Origin of the sequence: Vibrio sp. 10N.247.310.23, assembly GCF_041467155.1 — a bacterium.
GTDB classification, from domain to species: domain Bacteria; phylum Pseudomonadota; class Gammaproteobacteria; order Enterobacterales; family Vibrionaceae; genus Vibrio; species Vibrio crassostreae_C.
Window position 1 is genome coordinate 77290 of the sequence record NZ_JBFSTZ010000004.1, and the last position, 14563, is coordinate 91852.

The 14563-nt window shown below is 46.4% G+C and carries 14 protein-coding genes; 4 read left to right on the top strand and 10 right to left on the bottom strand.

The genetic code is table 11. The annotated features are described in order from the left end of the window. Window positions 1–69 precede the first annotated feature (69 nt). Both AB6D93_RS04100 and glpX read right to left on the bottom strand, forming a co-directional pair. Complete coding sequence (locus AB6D93_RS04100; RefSeq protein ID WP_017063674.1) at window positions 70–690, bottom strand: metalloregulator ArsR/SmtB family transcription factor; 621 nt, start codon at window positions 688–690, stop codon at window positions 70–72. A 198-nt stretch (window positions 691–888) separates the two neighbouring features. Next, complete coding sequence (glpX, locus tag AB6D93_RS04105) at window positions 889–1896, bottom strand: class II fructose-bisphosphatase (protein WP_017061153.1); 1008 nt, start codon at window positions 1894–1896, stop codon at window positions 889–891. Window positions 1897–2220: 324 nt separating this feature from the next. On the opposite strand from glpX, the gene zapB reads away from it, so the two are divergent. Beyond that, window positions 2221–2463, top strand: coding sequence for a cell division protein ZapB (zapB, locus tag AB6D93_RS04110; RefSeq protein ID WP_008219652.1), 243 nt, complete (start codon window positions 2221–2223; stop codon window positions 2461–2463). Window positions 2464–2560: 97 nt separating this feature from the next. Here zapB and rraA read toward each other — a convergent pair whose 3' ends face one another. The 7 genes from rraA to priA all read right to left on the bottom strand — a co-directional run bounded on the left by rraA (window position 2561) and on the right by priA (window position 10510). Continuing rightward, the gene (gene rraA / locus AB6D93_RS04115; protein WP_102333889.1) at window positions 2561–3079 is read right to left on the bottom strand and encodes a ribonuclease E activity regulator RraA; all 519 of its coding nucleotides are present in this window, start codon (window positions 3077–3079) and stop codon (window positions 2561–2563) included. Between the two features lie 73 nt (window positions 3080–3152). Beyond that, window positions 3153–4070 carry a 1,4-dihydroxy-2-naphthoate polyprenyltransferase gene (locus AB6D93_RS04120; RefSeq protein ID WP_010435357.1) on the bottom strand — a complete coding sequence of 306 codons (918 nt, stop codon included), beginning with the start codon at window positions 4068–4070 and terminating at the stop codon, window positions 3153–3155. A 155-nt stretch (window positions 4071–4225) separates the two neighbouring features. Then, window positions 4226–5566, bottom strand: coding sequence for an HslU--HslV peptidase ATPase subunit (hslU, locus tag AB6D93_RS04125; RefSeq protein WP_016767976.1), 1341 nt, complete (start codon window positions 5564–5566; stop codon window positions 4226–4228). A gap of 58 nt (window positions 5567–5624) precedes the next feature. Beyond that, a complete protein-coding gene (gene hslV, locus AB6D93_RS04130) occupies window positions 5625–6173 on the bottom strand; it encodes an ATP-dependent protease subunit HslV (RefSeq protein WP_004729692.1) in 549 nt (182 codons plus the stop codon). 228 nt (window positions 6174–6401) lie between these two features. Then, window positions 6402–6941: a cell division protein FtsN gene (gene ftsN / locus AB6D93_RS04135; protein ID WP_029222060.1), complete on the bottom strand. Its 540-nt coding sequence runs from the start codon at window positions 6939–6941 to the stop codon at window positions 6402–6404. 122 nt (window positions 6942–7063) lie between these two features. Further along, window positions 7064–8068, bottom strand: coding sequence for a DNA-binding transcriptional regulator CytR (gene cytR / locus AB6D93_RS04140; RefSeq protein ID WP_048605405.1), 1005 nt, complete (start codon window positions 8066–8068; stop codon window positions 7064–7066). A gap of 240 nt (window positions 8069–8308) precedes the next feature. After that, the gene (priA, locus tag AB6D93_RS04145; RefSeq protein ID WP_102333888.1) at window positions 8309–10510 is read right to left on the bottom strand and encodes a primosomal protein N'; all 2202 of its coding nucleotides are present in this window, start codon (window positions 10508–10510) and stop codon (window positions 8309–8311) included. Between the two features lie 333 nt (window positions 10511–10843). Here priA and rpmE point away from each other — a divergent pair, with 333 nt between their 5' ends. Together rpmE and AB6D93_RS04155 are read left to right on the top strand one after the other, a co-directional pair. Next, window positions 10844–11062 carry a 50S ribosomal protein L31 gene (gene rpmE / locus AB6D93_RS04150; RefSeq protein WP_004737142.1) on the top strand — a complete coding sequence of 73 codons (219 nt, stop codon included), beginning with the start codon at window positions 10844–10846 and terminating at the stop codon, window positions 11060–11062. A gap of 334 nt (window positions 11063–11396) precedes the next feature. Then, window positions 11397–12686, top strand: a complete 1290-nt coding sequence (locus AB6D93_RS04155; protein WP_017061144.1) for a malic enzyme-like NAD(P)-binding protein — start codon at window positions 11397–11399, stop codon at window positions 12684–12686. Window positions 12687–12852: 166 nt separating this feature from the next. Here AB6D93_RS04155 and metJ read toward each other — a convergent pair whose 3' ends face one another. Then, on the bottom strand, window positions 12853–13173 hold the full coding sequence (gene metJ / locus AB6D93_RS04160) for a met regulon transcriptional regulator MetJ (RefSeq protein ID WP_004415993.1): 321 nt from the start codon (window positions 13171–13173) through the stop codon (window positions 12853–12855). 208 nt (window positions 13174–13381) lie between these two features. On the opposite strand from metJ, the gene AB6D93_RS04165 reads away from it, so the two are divergent. Further along, the gene (locus tag AB6D93_RS04165; protein ID WP_102333887.1) at window positions 13382–14563 is read left to right on the top strand and encodes an O-succinylhomoserine (thiol)-lyase; all 1182 of its coding nucleotides are present in this window, start codon (window positions 13382–13384) and stop codon (window positions 14561–14563) included.

A 14563-nucleotide genomic window follows, 5' to 3' on the forward strand; every position in this document is an offset into this window, starting at 1 on the left:
ATCTGTACAAATTTTAATCTATTTGTATTTTCTCAATATTGAGACGGTATTAGCCGATTACCTTTGCAATCAAAGGGCGGGTGTTAAGGTGTAAGTGCAGCGTCGTTCGCCAGCAATGATGTGCTCTGTACGGCTCACGTGACACTCATCTTTTAGTAACTCAGTAAACACGTTGAGCTCAGATTGGCACAGGCTAGGGCAGCGAGTTGCAGCCTTACAGATAGGGCAGTGGTTCTCAATTAAGATGTAGTGATCATCATGCTCTTGAAGCTCAGCCATGTAGCCTTCGTCTTCACGAAGCTGGGTGAGTTTTTTAAGCTTGCTGATGAGTGAATCACAGCCAGACAGCGCAGTTTGATACTGCTTAAGAGTGTGTTGTTCACGCTCGGCAGCAACCTTAGCCAGCCCTTCTTTACCAAATAGATTCTCGACAGCATCAATCACTTGAATGGTGAGTTCACCATGTCGGTCTGAAAATTGGTTATGACCTTGTTGAGTCAGGGACCAGTGGCGAGTCGGGCGACCCACTTTCACTTTCACATCATGAAACGCAAGAATACCGTCATCTTCCAGGCTTTGCAGATGTTGCCTTGCCCCCATTGTCGTCATGCCAAATTCTTCTGACAGTTGTTTCGCGGTTACCGCGCCTTGACGCTTAATGGTCTGTAAGATTCTGTCGCTTGTTTTCATACTATCCCTACCTAATGAACCTTACTATTATGAGGCAAGGTGTTTATAAAGCAAACCATTTACTATATTGATGATAATTTACTCTATAGATAGCGTTTTACTCTATTGGCTGCCATGGTCAGATTCTGGTGCGCTAATAAAACAAAAGGCTGATACTAGGTATCAGCCTTGGAATATTCTGTTTCACCGAATTTAGGCTTACAGGATATGACCTACTACTTCTGGATCTTTACGCTCTAGGTAGTGGATAGATTTGATGCGGCGAATTGTACGGCAGCGGCCACGGATAAGCAGGGTTTCTGTGGTTGCGATATTACCTTGACGAGAAATACCTTCTAGCAAGTCACCCTTAGTGATGCCTGTTGCTGAGAATACAACGTTGTCGCTGCGTGCCATGTCTTCCATCTTCAATACGATACCCGCCGTTACGCCCATTTCTGCGCAGCGCTCAAGTTCAAGTTCACCGTGCTTGCGGTTCTCTTCTGTGTCGCCTTTCACTTCGTGGCGAGGTAGAAGACGACCGTGCATGTCGCCGTCGAGTGCGCGAATTACCGCAGCCGAGACCACACCTTCAGGTGCGCCGCCGATGCAGTACATGACGTCTACTTCACTGTCTGGCATACAGGTTAAGATAGAAGCCGCAACATCACCGTCTGGCACAGCAAATACACGAACGCCCATTGCTTGCATGTCGGCGATGACTTGATCATGACGAGGCTTAGCAAGCGTGGTTACGACTAGAGTATCAAGTGTTTTACCTAGTGCTTTAGCGATGTTTTCTAGGTTTTCTGTTAGTGGCAGTTCTAGGTCAATCACGCCTTTAGCGCCAGGGCCAACAACCAACTTTTCCATGTACATATCAGGCGCTTTAAGGAAGCTGCCTTTTTCGCCCGCAGCCAATACAGCCAATGCATTTGATTGGCCCATTGCTGTCATGCGTGTCCCTTCAATTGGGTCAACTGCGATGTCGACAGCGTCGCCGCCCACACCTACGTTTTCGCCGATGTATAGCATAGGTGCATCATCGATTTCACCTTCGCCGATAACAATCTCACCGCTAATTTCGGTTTTGTTTAATAGGCTACGCATTACTTCTACAGCAGCGCCATCTGCAGCGTTTTTATCGCCACGGCCAAGCCACTTGTAACCAGCTAGTGCTGCACCTTCTGTGACACGAGAGAATGACATTGCTAAATCGCGTTTCATGCGGACTCCAAAATTTTCAAAGGGGGAATAGAAATTTCGCGGCGAATTTTACCATATCCAAAAGGAAACGTTTGCCTTTTTGTTTTTTGGAGATTGCTCTCGATCAATTCGCAGTGGAAAACAGTTATTATTCATCAAAATAATCGGTTTGCCGTTGTGGCGGTAATCGTTCACGTCAATATTCGGTAAAAAGCGCTGTTTTTTTCATCGAATGGCGCAAAATATCGAATATATTGAGTGTTTATCCTTGCTCTGCTGAGTAGAATGGGGAAATAAGTGGAGTGAACCTTCACCATCAAACGGATAACTTAAAGGTAGGCCAGAATGTCTTTTGAAGTACTAGAGCAGCTAGAAGCAAAAATTCAAACAGCAGTAGATACAATTGCACTTCTTCAAATGGAAGTGGAAGAGCTTAAAGAAGAGAAACAAGCACTAGCAACAGAAGCTGGTGAGCTTAAAGCAAGCCGTCACGAGCTAGAGCAAAAAACTCAGCAAATGCAGGAAGAGCATTCAGCATGGCAAGATCGCATCCGTAACCTTCTTGGTAAAATGGATGAAGTAGAGTAATCGACTCTTCAGATTTAAAAAAACGCCCGCTACTCAGTAGCGGGCGTTTTTGTTTGTGTTCTTATGATTTGTTTTATTATTTGAAGCTGAGTGAGAGTTACTCGACGTCTTCTTCCTCGACATCCAAATTGAGTTCTACATCTAGAGGTTCGGCAGAAAGAATGATGCCAGTGTTGTCTGCGTAGAGGTAATCTTCAGGTAAGAAGGTCACGCTGCCAAAGTTCACTGGAACGTCTAATTCACCGACACCTTCTTGGCTCGCACCAACAGGGATAGAAGCCAAGGCTTGGATACCTAGGTTCATGTCTTCAAGCTCATCGACTTCACGAACGCACCCGTAAACCACAATCCCTTCCCACTCATTGTCTTCGGCAAGTAGGGCTATCTCAGCATCGATCAGCGCTTTACGTAGTGAGCCGCCCCCATCGATTAACAACACACGCCCCAGACCGTCTTGCTCTAATACGGAGCGAATCAAAGCGTTGTCTTCAAAACACTTTAATGTCGTGATCTGTCCGGCGAAGGATGCTCGTCCACCGAAGTTGCTGAACATTGGCTCCACGACATCCACTTGATCCAGATATATGTCGCACAGTGCTGAAGTGTTGTATTCCATTTGCGTACCTTTTGAACAATGAGCTTAGTTTGAGTATATCGGTGCTTGATCCCTTTGCAATGATTAGTCTCAATTAACTCAGTAGAGTTTGAGCTACGACAACCCCTGCAAACAATAGGTTAGTGACCAGTGAGCATTTCACAATGACAGGCATCATCGGCGCTATTTGTGCTGGCTTCTCTGTTTCCCACACGGCCTTGCCATGCTTATAGACAATAATAATGCTGAGTAAAAACGGTAGACTGATCCAGACTGGTTTTTCTTGAATGAGTAGGTACAGAGCGAAAGACGCGAGAGCCAATCCAAGAAGTGCAAAGTGGTATTGCTTAGCTTTGCGTTGTCCTAGACGAACGGCCATGGTGCGTTTCCCGCATTCACTGTCGTTTTCGATATCACGCATGTTATTGATATTGAGTACCGCAACCGCCATCAGTCCGCAGCCTAACGCTGGAAGAAATAGACTTGGTTCAACATGACCAGTGTGTAAGAAGTAAGTACCAGAAACACCTAACAAACCAAAGAAGATAAAGACAGATAAGTCCCCTAGGCCAATATATCCATAGGGTTTGTTGCCTACGGTATATGCGATAGCCGCGACAATCGCTAATACGCCGAGTGCGATGAAAGACAGAATGCTTTCAATTGATGTCAGCGCATGGAAAATCAGAATGAGCCCTGCGATAACGGTAAACACGATATTGAGGATGATCGCTTGCTTCATGGTTGTTGCCGTCACCGCGCCAGATTGCATTGCGCGTGTAGGTCCTAGACGATTTTCGTTGTCGGTGCCTTTAGCCGCATCGCCATAGTCATTCGCTAGGTTCGATAAAATTTGTAAGAGTGTGGCGGTTAAAAAAGCCAGTAGTGCTATCGATAAAGAAAAGTGATCGCTGGAGAACGCTAAACTACTTCCTGTAAGAATAGAGACGAGTGCGAGAGGCAGAGTTTTCGGTCGTGCGGCATCAAGCCAAATCAGTAGAGATTGTTTCATCGTAGGTCTATTTCTTTGTAAGTCTTCGTTTCAAACTGTGATTTGAGTATACGCCCATTCTTCAAGTAATAAAAAGCCCACTCGAAAGTGGGCCTTGAATTCGCTTATTAGCTGCTATTTCTTTGAGATAGAGCAATAAGTTGGAGTTTCGTGTGCTACAGGATGAAGCGGCTTAGGTCTTCGTCTTCAACGAATTCACCGAGCTTCGACGTTACGTAAGCTTCATCAATGACGAGTTTGCTGCCGGCTTTTTCTGTTGCGTCGAATGAAATCTCATCCATTAGGCGTTCCATAACAGTATGTAGGCGACGCGCACCGATATTCTCCGTGGTTTCGTTAACACGCCATGCCGCGTCAGCAATCTGATTAATGCCATCTTCAGTGAACTCAATGCTCACATCTTCTGTTTTCATCAGGGCAATGTATTGCTCTGTTAAAGATGCTTTTGGCTCAGTAAGAATTCGTTTGAAGTCATGTGCAGAAAGCGCTTCAAGTTCTACACGGATTGGTAGACGACCTTGCAGCTCAGGGATCAGGTCAGATGGCTTAGCCACTTGGAATGCGCCTGATGTGATAAACAAGATGTGATCAGTTTTAACCATGCCGTGTTTCGTTGATACTGTGCTGCCTTCGATAAGAGGCAGTAGGTCACGTTGAACACCTTCGCGAGATACGTCTGGGCCTGAGCTGTCACCACGTTTACAGATTTTGTCGATCTCATCGATGAACACGATACCGTTGTTTTCAGCGTTGAAGATCGCGTTCTCTTTCAGCTCTTCTTGGTTCACAAGCTTCGCAGCTTCTTCTTCCGTCAGTGCTTTGAATGCGTCTTTGATTTTCATCTTACGCTTTTTCTTGGTGTCGCCCGCTAGGTTTTGGAACATGCCTTGCAGCTGGTTTGTCATCTCTTCCATGCCTGGAGGTGACATGATTTCAACGCCCATTTGCGGTGCGGCTACATCAACTTCAATCTCTTTGTCATCTAGCTTACCTTCACGCAGTTTCTTGCGGAAAATCTGACGAGTGTTTGAAGAGGTTGTGTCTTCAGTTGATTGCTCGTTCTGACCCCAAGCATCACGCGCTGGTGGTAGAAGGGCATCAAGAATGCGTTCTTCAGCTTGTTCTTCAGCGCGGTATTGTACTTTTTCCATCGCTTGTTGGTGCGTCATCTTGATCGCAACGTCCGTTAGATCACGGATGATGGTTTCAACTTCTTTACCAACGTAACCCACTTCGGTGAACTTAGTCGCTTCTACCTTGATGAAAGGCGCGTTTGCTAATTTCGCTAGGCGGCGAGCGATTTCAGTTTTACCTACACCCGTTGGGCCAATCATCAGGATGTTTTTTGGCGATACTTCAACACGTAGGCTTTCTTCAAGCTGCATACGCCGCCAGCGGTTACGAAGAGCGATAGCCACTGAGCGCTTAGCGTTGTCTTGGCCGATAATGTGGCGATTGAGTTCGTGAACAATTTCGCGAGGAGTCATCTCAGACATGGTTTTTCCTTAATTCTTTAATCACTGTTGAATACAACGTTATTGATGGAAGCGGTCGTTACTCTGGCTTTGGCAGCTCAACGGTGCTTTCTAGTTCTTCAATAGTGTGGTGATGGTTGGTGAAGACACAGATGTCGCCTGCAATGTTCAGCGACTTTTCTGCGATTTCACGCGCATCTAAATCAGTATTTTCTAATAGTGCAGTAGCGGCTGCTTGAGCGAAGTTTCCGCCCGAACCGATCGCAATCAGGTCGTTCTCAGGTTGAACTACGTCACCGTTACCTGTGATGATCAGTGAAGCGGTCTCATCCGCTACTGCTAACAGTGCTTCTAACTTACGTAGAGCACGGTCGCTACGCCAATCCTTCGCTAGCTCAACGGCAGCTTTGGTGAGATGGCCTTGGTGCATTTGCAGCTTGCTTTCAAATTTTTCGAATAGCGTGAAAGCATCTGCCGTACCGCCAGCAAAACCAGCCAGTACTTTGTTGTTGTATAGGCGACGTACTTTACGGGCATTGCCCTTCATTACAGTATTGCCTAAAGATACTTGTCCATCACCCGCGATGACGACTTTATTATTACGACGTACAGATACAATGGTAGTCACGAGTAGGGCCTCTTAATATTTCTTATCTTTGGGTATAAAAAGTATATGAGGATGGTGCTCGGATAATTCAAGGAAGGGCGAGTGATGTCGCGCAACTTATCGGCGGAAGTTGTAAGGAAAACTGACTAAAGGGAGTAAATAAAAGAAAACCTCCACAATGGGAGGCTTTCGGAGTTTGGTTTTCGGCTTTTGCTAAGATTAAGACTGCGACTATCGCTAAATCTAAATCTAATCGGTGTCTTTCCAAATAGCGCAAGGTTCGATTTTCGCCCGTTGCAGCTTATGGCGATCGCGCTCGGCGTCACGCTTCAACTTGTATGGCCCTAGAACCACACGGTACCAGCTACTGCCGTCTTTTTTACGGATTTCACTCGAGATACCTTGGAACGCAATATCTAACTTGCGCGTTTCTGCCTGTGCTGACGTTTTGTAAGCGCCACACTGCATCACGTAAGGGATCTTAGAGATCTCTTGCTCTTTGGCTTTAACTTCAATCTCGCGGCTTGGCAGCGTTTCAACGTAGTCCCACTTCTCTTCTGGAGGCGGTGGAATCACTTTCGCTGGTTTTGGCTTAGGTTTTGGTTTGGTAGCCACAGGTGTTGGTGCTGGCGGCTCAGGATCATTACTCAATAAGTAAAGTCCATAACCAAAACCACCGGCAAGGAGGATCGCCAAAAGACCACTGCGCCAAGGTTTACGGCGAGGGGCTTGTTTCTTGGTCGGTTTTTTCGTGCCACGACCGCGCTTTACATAATCTCTATTAGCCACAAGACAATTCAATAGTTGCTGATTCTGTCCTCATGGTAATCCAGATTGCGCGAGGATAATAGTGCAGAAATGGAAGCGGCACATCAAAATGTGCCGCAGATTTATACGGGTATTTCTGAGGGTTACATTCGAGGTGGTGCGGTGCTGCCTCTAACGACTAATTTAGCTTCAAGTAGACGCGAACCTGCTTGCACGTCGTTGCCCTTCAATAGATCAAGCATCATCAACATCGCTTGGCGTCCAATCTCATAGCGAGGCTGAGAAATAGTGGTTAGCGGTGGATCGCAGTATTGAGCGAATTGGATGTCATCGAAGCCAACAATAGATAGGTCTTGAGGAACGCGTAAACCTAGCTTCTTCGTTTCTTGAATCGCACCAATCGCCATCGCATCGTTATGACAGAAGATCGCTGTAGGTTGTTCAGGAAGTGCTAGTAATTGACGAACCGCTTGAGCGCCCGCTTCAAAGGTGAAGTCACCGACCGTGCTATAGGCTGGATTCATTGAGACTCCGGCGCGACGCAGCGCTTGCTGGTAGCCTTGTTGGCGGAACTTACACAGTGTTGCCGATACTGGTCCTGAAATTTGAGCAATACGCTTATGACCTAACTGAGCTAGGTAGTTCACCGCTTCAAAGGCAGAGGTCAGGTTATCGATGTGTACCGTAGGCAGTTCAAGCTCAGGGGCAAACTCACACGCCATTACCATCGGCGGTAAATTCTTTTGTTCAGGTTTGCTGACATCAAACGGATGGTCAGTACCCAGCAGCAACATGCCGTCGGCTTGTTTGGTGAAAACTAAGTTAACAAACGAAGACTCGCGCTTCTTTTGCTGGCCGCTATCACCCAGTAGAACAAGGTAATCATTTTCTACTGCGGCATCTTCGATACCACGAATGATCTCGGCGAAATAAGGGTCACAGATATCAGGAACAATAGTGATGATGGTTTTTGATTCGTTGCGACGTAAGTTTCTAGCTAATGTATTGGGTGAGTATCCAGCTTCAAGTACTGCTGTTTCCACTCGTTTGCGAGTCGAAACTGAGACTTTCTCAGGGTTCATCAATGCACGTGATACCGTGGCTGTTGAGACGCCTGCTAGCTGGGCAACATCCTTCATTGTCGCCATAAATTAAACCCTCTTTTAAGTTCCTTTGCCGCCTAAGCATCTAAGGCGTGAATAATAAATGTAATCGAATAGATATTATGAAAGTGTTGCTAACACTTTTTTTATTGCAATATTTTATTCGTTTAATCCGTGTAAAGTTACGGCTAGATTAACAAAAATCACATGACTAGTGTGAAGTTGCTCACGAGAAATATGAAATATTTGTGAACAAACTTATCATTAGTTTTAACCCAAGTGGGTTTAACTCAAATCTTGCGGCTCAATATCGAGTGACCAGCGAACTTTTTTCGCAGCAGGTAACATATTGATGGCCGGCTTGGCACTCATCAATAGCTTCTGCATTAACGAGCGCGTCTGAGTTTGTAAGATTAACTGCCAGCGCGATTTGCCCGCTCGTTTTGCTAACGGAGCCGGGGTTGGCCCTAACACCATGCAATATTGGTCAAACAGCGGGTGCGATTCCAATGTGTGACGAACCTGACGCAAGAACTCTTCCACCAAGCGAGTGTCATTGGCTTCTGCTCTAAACAGCGTCATAAAGGTATAGGGCGGTAACATTGCCTGCTTACGTTCTGCTAGCGCCGTCTGAGCAAAGTGGTTATAGTCTTTGTGTAGCAAGGCTTGCAACAACCCATGTTCTGGGTGGTGAGTCTGTAAGATCACTTCACCGGGTTTGCTTGCTCGTCCTGCGCGTCCCGCTACTTGGATGAATAGCTGCGCAAGACGTTCAGAGGCACGGAAGTCACTACTATATAAAGAGCCATCCACATCCAATAACGCCACAAGTGTCACGTCAGGGAAATGGTGACCCTTAGCAAGCATCTGCGTGCCGATAAGAATTTGGAATTCACCCTTACGAATCGACTCGAGCGCGCTTTCTAAGCTGCCTTTACGGCGGGTGCTGTCGCGGTCAATACGAATGGTTTTGTATTCCGGGAATAGTTGACCAAGTTGAGCTTCTAACTGCTCGGTACCGACACCCACTGTCACCAAGTTCACAGACCCACAACCTTGGCAGTTGTGCACGATATGCTGCTGAGAACCACAGTGGTGGCAGCGCATCTCATTACTGTATTGGTGATAGGTGTAGTAAGCATCACAACGTTTGCACTCGGCTGTCCAACCACAATCGTGACACATCAATGCCGGAGAAAACCCTCGGCGATTGAGGAACAGCATCACTTGGTTGCCTGCTTTGAGGTGTCTTTGCATCTCTGCAATTAACGACGCAGACAGGCCACTTTCTAGATATTCACCTTTAACATCCAACACCTTATTGGTGGTCGGCAGTGCGACACCCGCACGTGAAGTCAGGGTGAGATAACTGTATTTACCTATTTGAGCGTTGTGCAGTGTTTCAAATGCTGGAGTTGCAGAGCCTAACACAACCGGGATCTGCGCTTTGTGCGCACGCATGATCGCCACATCACGAGCGTGGTAGCGCAGGCTATCTTGCTGTTTATAAGACGCGTCGTGTTCTTCATCGACAATGATAATACCTAGGTCAGCAAATGGCGTGAACAGAGCTGAACGGGTACCAATCACGATGCCTGCTATTTTATCGCGCGCCGATAACCACGCATTCAGGCGTTCTGAATCGTTTAAACCTGAGTGGATAACCTCAACAGGCACATTAAAGCGTCGCTTAAAGCGGTTAATCGTTTGAGGAGTGAGACCAATCTCGGGCACGAGCACTAACGCTTGTTTACCTTGATCGAGAATCGGCTTAATCATATTCAGGTAAACCTCGGTCTTACCTGAGCCAGTAACGCCCTCTAACAGGAAACAACCAAAGTCGGTTTGGCTATTTAGGGTCGCAATCGCGATGGCTTGTTCGGCATTGAGCTTAGGTTTGTCTTGGTCATTCTCAAGTTCAACTGGCCAAGGTTGGCGCTTCGGCTTTTTCTCTACCGATTCAATCCAGCCTTTCTCTTCTAGCGTTTTGAGTACGGCGCTGCCAACTTCTTCATCAATGAACTCTTGATGAGGAACCGGGCCGTGTTCAAGCATGTGCATCACTTTGGCTTGCTTGACCGCGCGACCAAAACCTTGCATCAGTTGGTCTTTGCCTGATGGCGTTAACTGCCACTCAACCAGCGTCGCGAAGTCGGCGGCTTTGCCTTTTCTTAGAGCGCTCGGAAGGGCGTTAGCAAAGGTTTCGCCAAGAGGGTACTGATAAAACTGACTGCACCACATTAATAGTGAATAGACAGATTCCGGCCAAACAGGTTGGTTATCCAATAGCGCTTTTATTGGCTTGAGCTTATCTAGCTCGAATTCTGATTCGTTAACCAGAGCCGTGACAATGCCGGTTAAGGTTTGTCGTCCAAAAGGCACAGAGACGCGACCACCAATAATCGGGAATAGGTGGTTTGGAATCTTGTAATCGAACTGCTTGTCGAGTGGAACAGGCAGCGCCACACGGGCAATCATTGGACGCATAAAGGGACGGCTTTATCTGAATTGACGAGAGCGAACAGTCTAAAGGATAAGGCGGTTAAATTCGAGAAGCAGTTTGAATGTGATGTGGCAGAGAAGCGGGTGAGGTTGGGGCCAAGCCAAGAATCACAGCCAGCAAAGGAAATAACGCCGATATTGGCGAAAAATGTATCAAATCAGTTGATCCTGCTTTATAGATTCATTACTATACTGCGCCTTAAAGGTATGGCTTCATCACTCTTTTGTGTCGATGCGGTGTCTTTATTTCTTTTTTTAAACTACGTGTGGTGTGCGGCTTAGAATCGTATAGCGACACGGCCTACTTGAGGTTATCCCATGAAAGCTGGAATCCACCCAGAATACAAAGCAGTTACTGCAACTTGTTCTTGCGGCAACACATTTGAGTTCAACTCAACGCTAGCAAAAGAATCAATCCACCTAGACGTATGTGACAAATGTCACCCGTTCTACACTGGTAAGCAACGTATCGTAGATACTGGCGGCCGTGTTGATCGCTTCAACAAGCGTTTCGGTGCTCTTTCTAGCAAGAAGTAATTCTCGCTATTTAGACATGAAAAAGGACACTTCGGTGTCCTTTTTTGTTGCCTGTAATTTGAGAAAGCACTGACTTCTATTCAAGCATCACTCTCACCCAACGATAAGTTGCCTCTCTATTCTATTTCAGGGCAATTCCTTGCGTATCTCTCTTCACCAAAATTCAGCACGAAACTTCAACAAGCGATAGTAATTTCAACTGCTCACTGGTCTTATTAGTAGTGAAATCTCGTTTTTTAATGAGACAGAGGCTTCAACCACCTAGGAACTTTGAAGTACATCCATTAACATGAACCAGATCCCCCAAATAATAATATCCTAGGAACCTACACCTATGTCTGAAGACAGCAGCCAAGCTCAATCCTCTCAAGAATTATCGCCTCAAGAACAATTCCGTCAGCAAGCTCTTGATTATCATGAGTTCCCGATTCCAGGCAAAATTGCCGTAGAACTGACGAAGCCTGCAAACTCTGCAGAAGACCTAGCACTTGCATACAGCCCTGGCGTGGCTGAGCCTGTTCGCGAGATCGCACAGAACGTTGATAACGTTTATAAGTACACAGGTAAAGGCAACATGGTTGCAGTTATCTCTAACGGTACAGCGATTCTTGGCCTAGGTAACCTTGGCCCTATTGCCTCTAAACCAGTTATGGAAGGTAAAGCGCTCCTGTTTAAGCGTTTTGCTGGTTTAGATTCTATCGATATTGAAGTAAAACACCGCACAATCGATGAGTTCGTTGATACAGTTGCGAATATCGCAGATACATTCGGCGGTATTAACCTGGAAGACATCAAAGCACCAGACTGTTTTGAGATTGAACGTCGCCTGATTGAACGTTGTGATGTTCCGGTATTCCACGATGACCAACACGGTACTGCGATTGTAACGGCAGCGGGTATGCTGAATGCGATCGAGCTTCAAGGTAAGAAACTTGAAGAGTGTAAGATCGTTTGTTTAGGTGCTGGCGCAGCGGCGGTTGCTTGTATGGAACTACTGATTAAGTGTGGCGCTCAGCGTGAAAAAATCTACATGCTTGACCGTAAAGGTGTGATCCATACTCGTCGTGATGACCTAAACGAATACAAAGAGCTGTTCGCAAATAACACTGATAAGCGTACGCTTGAAGATGTTATCGAAGGCGCTGACCTGTTCTTGGGTGTATCGGGGCCGAATCTACTGCCTGCTGAAGCACTAACGCTGATGGCTGATAAGCCTGTTGTGTTTGCATGTTCAAACCCAGATCCAGAGATCAAGCCTGAGCTTGCACACGAAGTTCGTTCTGACCTAATCATGGGTACAGGCCGCAGTGATTACCCTAACCAAGTAAACAACGTACTTTGTTTCCCATTCATTTTCCGTGGTGCACTAGACGTGCGTGCGAGCGAAATTAATGACGAAATGAAGCTAGCGGCGGTTAAAGCGATTCGTGAACTGGCGAAAGAAGAAGTTCCAGCTGAAGTACTAGCAGCTGCGGGCGAGACTGCACTGGAGTTCGGTAAGGGTTACATCATTCCTAAGCCAATGGACCCACGTCTACTTCCTCGCGTAGCACGAGCAGTTGCGGAAGCGGCTGTTGAATCTGGCGTAGCTCGTATCGAGATGCCTGCTAACTATATGGCTTAATAGCTGTTGCTCTATTGAGCCAAAAAGAATAATAAAAAACCGACTCATCTGGAGTCGGTTTTTTTATGTCTATCATTCACAGCGCAATCATAAAAAGCTATGCGCGATGTGATAAATAAGGTTCAGCTAGAGCGAATCAATAATGAAGGCAGTGACTGAGTTGTTTTTATTCTTCGTCAAACGCTTCGAACTCGATACCCATCTCTGTCATCAGCTTTTTCACTTCAGCAGGAATATCGTCTGGGCGGTCTTTACGAAGGTCTTCATCCGTTGGTAGTGGTTGGCCTGTGTACGCATGTAGAAAGGCTTCGCACAGTAGCTCACTGTTTGTTGCATGGCGTAGGTTATTAATCTGGCGGCGAGTACGCTCGTCAGTAAGAACCTTTAACACTTTTAGAGGGATAGAAACTGTAATTTTCTTTACTTGTTCGCTTTTCTTTCCATGCTCAGCATATGGGCTTATGTATTCACCATTCCAGTCGGCCATTGCGTACCTTCATCACTTTAGTTGTTAGAATAAATTAATAGTGGTGATTTTAGCGGGATTTACTGCCATAAGCAAAGACATATAGACGTCTAGAAGTGTTGACGTCTCACGTTTATGAAAGTAAAGTGAATAACATATATCTAACACAGCCGCAAAATGCCGACAAGCCGCTGTGATTCTCAGACGCAAAACTTGTAAGGAAGCACCTATGAGCAGCCGGAAGCCAGCAACAATCGCAGTACGTACTGGTATCGAGTCAGACACGCAACACCATGCCGTTGTCCCACCCATTTATCTTTCGACTAACTATGGGTTTCCCGCTTTTGGTGAAGTGCCAAAGTACGATTACACCCGTTCTGGTAACCCAAACCGCGGTTTATTAGAGACGGCACTGTTTGAGCTTGAATCAGGCAAAGGCGCGGTTGTGACTAACTGTGGTACTTCGGCGCTTAACTTATGGGTTTCGGCTTTCTTAGGCGGCGATGATCTTATTATTGCACCGCACGATTGCTACGGCGGTACTTACCGTCTGTTTAACACTCGCTCGCTAAAAGGTGACTTCAAAGTTCTGTTCGTTGATCAATCGGATCAAGCAGCGCTGGATGCGGCGCTCGCGCTTAAGCCAAAGTTGATCTTAATTGAAACCCCATCGAATCCACTGGTTCGCGTGGTTGATATTGCAGAAACTTGCCGTAAAGCGAAAGAGGTTGGTGCTCTGGTTGCTGTCGACAACACGTTTTTGACACCTGTGTTCCAAAAGCCTTTAGAGCTGGGTGCTGATTTTGTTATCCACTCAACCACTAAGTACATCAATGGACACTCAGATGTTATTGGTGGCGTTGTGGTCACTAAGACAGAAGAACACGCTGAAGAGTTAGCATGGTGGGGCAACTGTATTGGTGCGACCGGCACACCATTTGATAGCTACATGACTTTACGTGGTATTCGTACGCTAGGTGCGCGTATGCGAGTTCACGAAGAAAGCTCACGTGAAATTCTAGCGTCTCTGCAGCAACAAGATCTTGTTGGCACTATTTACCACCCAAGCCTTCCTGAACATCCGGGTCATGATATCGCGAAGAAACAGCAATCGGGCTTTGGTTCCATGCTCAGTTTTGAGTTTGCGGGCTCATTCGAGGCGCTTAAATACTTTGTTGATAAGTTAGAGCTGTTCTCTTTGGCGGAGTCGCTGGGCGGTGTTGAAAGCTTGATTTGTCACCCTGCGTCGATGACGCACCGTGCGATGGGTGAAGAAGCACTGGCAGAAGCGGGCGTTTCTCAACAGTTGCTGCGTCTTTCTGTTGGCCTTGAAGATGCTGAAGATTTGATTGATGACCTCAAGCAAGCGTTTGAAAAAACACAAGGCTTTATCGCTGAAGGGGAGGGGTAA